Origin of the sequence: Mycobacterium sp. (genome assembly GCF_036488105.1) — a bacterium.
Lineage (GTDB): Bacteria > Actinomycetota > Actinomycetes > Mycobacteriales > Mycobacteriaceae > Mycobacterium.
This window is the reverse complement of record NZ_DASXHW010000040.1, coordinates 1-3,316: the sequence shown is the minus strand read 5'-3', so window position 1 is coordinate 3,316 and position 3,316 is coordinate 1. Positions and strand designations below refer to the sequence as shown.

Genomic DNA, 3,316 nt, shown 5'->3' with positions numbered 1-3,316 from the left:
CGTGATGCGATCGGCCGGGACTGCTGCGACGCCCACGCGCCGAGCTGCGAGCCGCGTGGCCGGTTGTTCCAGTAGCTCTCGGTGGCCTCGGGCTCGACCTTGGTAACCGGCCCGCGGATATGGAATTGCCTGTTCAGTAGGTACCACGGGAAGGTCGCCGACGCATACGGCGTCGCCGCCAACTCGTCGCCCTTGGCCGAGTCGTAGTTGGTGAAGAAGGTGATTCCGTCTTCGTCGACGCCCTTGCAAAGCACCGACCGGCTGACCGGTCTGCCCGCCTTGACGGTAGCCAACACCATCGCGTTGGGTTCGGCGACGCCCCCGCGCTCGGCTTCGCCAATCCATTTGCGCAACAAGGCAAGCCAGCCATCGTCGAGCCAATCGACATCGAGGTCGGGGCTGCCGTCGCGCTCCCGGGATCCGTACTCCTTGCGCATTGCCGCCAGGTGCTCGTTGTCTGGTCCCACCATCGCGCCAACGGTACCCGCGGTCGGCGATCGGACGCCCGGAATTTGTCGGAGGTGGCTGCGATGATGACGTCATGTCTTCGACCGCATCCGCTGGCGCCGTGCTGGTCAGTCCTCGCGAGCGCCTTGAGGTGTTGTTCGAGGAGCTGGCGGAATTGACCGGTCAGCGCAACGCAATCGATGGGCGCATCGTTGAGATCGTCGCCGAGATCGATCGCGACCAATTGTGGGGTGCCACCGGTGCGCGGTCGGTGCCTGCATTGGTGGCCTGGAAGACGGGTTGCTCGCCGGCAAACGCCCACACGATCACCACCATCGCGGGTCGGCTGCAGGAGTTCCCACGCTGCGCCCAAGGCATGCGAGAGGGCCGCCTGTCGCTGGATCAGGTGGGCGTTATCGCGGCGCGAGCAGGCCAGGGATCCGATGAGCACTACGCGCAGCTGGCGGCCTGCGCGTCGGTCAATCAGCTACGCACCGCGGTCACGATGGAACCGCGACCCGAACCCGAACCTCGGCAAGGGCCCGAGCGCTCGATCACTACGACTACTACCGAGCAGGGCAGCTGCTACCGGATCACGCTCGGTCGCCAGGACGCCGCGAAGTTCGACGCCGCCTTGGCTTCTCATCGTGATGCGTTGATCGCCGAGTGGAAGCACGATTACGGTGATGGCGCGGGCGGTTCCGATCGGCGGCCCTCGTTGCCTGGCACCGCCGAGGCATTTCTGCGTTTGATCGAGGCTGGATGGGACGCCGAGGCGGCCCGCCGTCCCCACGGGCAGCACACGACCGTGGTGGTGCACGTCGACGTTGAGCAGCGCGCTGCCGCCCTGCATCTGGGTCCACTGCTCACCGACGCCGAACGGCGATTCCTGACGTGTGACGCCACGTGTGAAGTTTGGTTCGAACGTCACGGCGAGCCCATTGGTGCGGGGCGGGCGACCCGCCTCATCAGCCGGCGGCTTCGTCGCGCGCTGGAGTATCGCGATCGCATGTGCGTCGTTCCTGGCTGTAGCGCCACCCGTGGCCTGCACGCCCACCACATCCGGCACTGGGAAGACGGCGGCTCCACTGAGCTGGCCAACCTGGTGCTGCTATGCCCCTATCATCACCGATTGCACCATCGTGGCGTGATCACAATCGCCGGACCCGCATCCGCCCTCGTCGTCACCGACGAAGCCGGCCGATCACTGAGCCGGGGACCGCTGGCGCACCCACCAACTCAACCCCCGCCCGCGGTGGCGCCCTGCCCAGGACCTACCGGCGAGCGCGCCAACTGGTGGTGGTATGAGCCCTTCCAGCCTCAACCACCACCGACGAACAACTAGCCTGTGTGTACCGGGGCCGGCCACGGTCGGGAATGTGTAGAAGCTCAATCACATTGTGGCATCGAGGATTTATTATCCGGCTGCCTGCCGCGTGGTGGACATCGGGACGACAACCGGGCGCCGCAACCCCTGGCGGCGCCGACGCGCACTCGCCGCGCGCGTCGTCAACTTCGAAACCATTCATATCCGGGCCATCCAACGCTTTTCGGCGTAGGTCCGGCCGGGCGGCGTGGACCTTAGTTACCGACCGGTAGCAACGGGCCCGCGCTCGCGTGGGAGAATTCGGTCATGACTGTCATCTCGGACAAGATCCCGGAGAATTTCGTTGCCGGACTCGAAGGCGTGGTGGCATTCACCACCGAAATCGCCGAGCCCGACAAGGACGGCGGTGCCCTGCGTTACCGCGGTGTCGACATCGAAGACCTGGTCGGCCAGCACGTCACTTTCGGCGACGTGTGGGCTTTGCTGGTGGACGGAAAATTCGGCCACGGACTGCCGCCGGCCGAGCCGTTCCCGCTGCCGATTCACAGCGGCGACGTGCGCGTCGACGTTCAAGCCGGTCTGGCGATGCTGGCACCGATTTGGGGATACCAGCCGCTGCTCGACATCGACGACAACTCCGCCCGCGACCAGTTGGCCCGCGCCTCGGTGATGGCGCTGTCCTACGTCGCACAATCGGCCCGGGGCATCTACCAGCCCGCGGTACCTCAGCGGGTTATCGACGAATGCTCAACGGTCACAGAGCGTTTCATGACGCGGTGGCAGGGCGAGCCGGATCCCAAGCACGTCGAGGCCGTCGACGCCTACTGGGTTTCGGCCGCCGAGCACGGCATGAACGCCTCGACGTTCACCGCGCGGGTGATCGCCTCCACCGGCGCCGACGTGGCGGCCTCGCTGTCGGGAGCAGTGGGCGCGATGAGCGGCCCGCTGCACGGCGGTGCGCCGGCCCGAGTGCTGCCGATGCTCGAAGAGGTCGAGCGCACCGATGACGCGCGCGGATTGGTCAAAGGCATCCTGGACCGGCACGAGAAGCTGATGGGCTTCGGTCACCGGGTGTACCGCGCCGAGGATCCGCGAGCACGCGTCCTGCGGGCCACCGCCAAGCGGTTGGGCGCGCCGCGCTACGAGGTGGCGGCGGCCGTCGAGCAGGCCGCGCTCGCCGAGCTGCGGGAGCGGCGGCCGGACCGGGCGATCGAGACGAACGTCGAGTTCTGGGCCGCGGTGATCCTGGACTTCGCACAGGTGCCGGCGCGGATGATGCCGGCGATGTTCACCTGCGGCCGTACCGCCGGGTGGTGCGCGCACATCCTCGAGCAGAAGCGGCTGGGCAAGCTGGTTCGTCCGGCGGCGATCTACGTCGGCCCCGGGCCGCGCAGCCCGGAATCCGTCGAGGGCTGGAACGAGGTCGTCACGGCCTGACAGCCGCAAACGCCTTCCTTGTCGGTGGGTGGTGATGAGATTGCATCGATGCTCGAGTCATACCCATAGGCCCGTCCCGGGCCACCCACCGACACCAAGGAGCCC

3 protein-coding genes are annotated in these 3,316 nt (G+C 67.1%); 2 read left to right on the top strand and 1 reads right to left on the bottom strand.

The genetic code is table 11. From position 1 onward, the window contains the following. The coding region (locus VGH54_RS02140) for a pyridoxal 5'-phosphate synthase (RefSeq protein ID WP_331510286.1) at nucleotides 1-470 on the bottom strand (470 nt) is incomplete at its 3' end. A 71-nt stretch (nucleotides 471-541) separates the two neighbouring features. Between VGH54_RS02140 and VGH54_RS02135 the strand changes: the two genes are divergently transcribed. Both VGH54_RS02135 and VGH54_RS02130 read left to right on the top strand, forming a co-directional pair. Continuing rightward, nucleotides 542-1,792 carry an HNH endonuclease signature motif containing protein gene (locus tag VGH54_RS02135; protein ID WP_331510285.1) on the top strand — a complete coding sequence of 417 codons (1,251 nt, stop codon included), beginning with the start codon at nucleotides 542-544 and terminating at the stop codon, nucleotides 1,790-1,792. Between the two features lie 288 nt (nucleotides 1,793-2,080). Then, a complete protein-coding gene (locus VGH54_RS02130; RefSeq protein WP_331510284.1) occupies nucleotides 2,081-3,211 on the top strand; it encodes a citrate synthase 2 in 1,131 nt (376 codons plus the stop codon). The last annotated feature ends 105 nt before the right edge of the window (nucleotides 3,212-3,316 follow it).

Coding starts and splice junctions, on each gene's coding strand:
- VGH54_RS02130 (WP_331510284.1), top strand. CDS start 2,081: ATGACTGTCATCTCGGACAAGATCCCGGAGAATTTCGTTGCCGGACTC.
- VGH54_RS02135 (WP_331510285.1), top strand. CDS start 542: ATGTCTTCGACCGCATCCGCTGGCGCCGTGCTGGTCAGTCCTCGCGAG.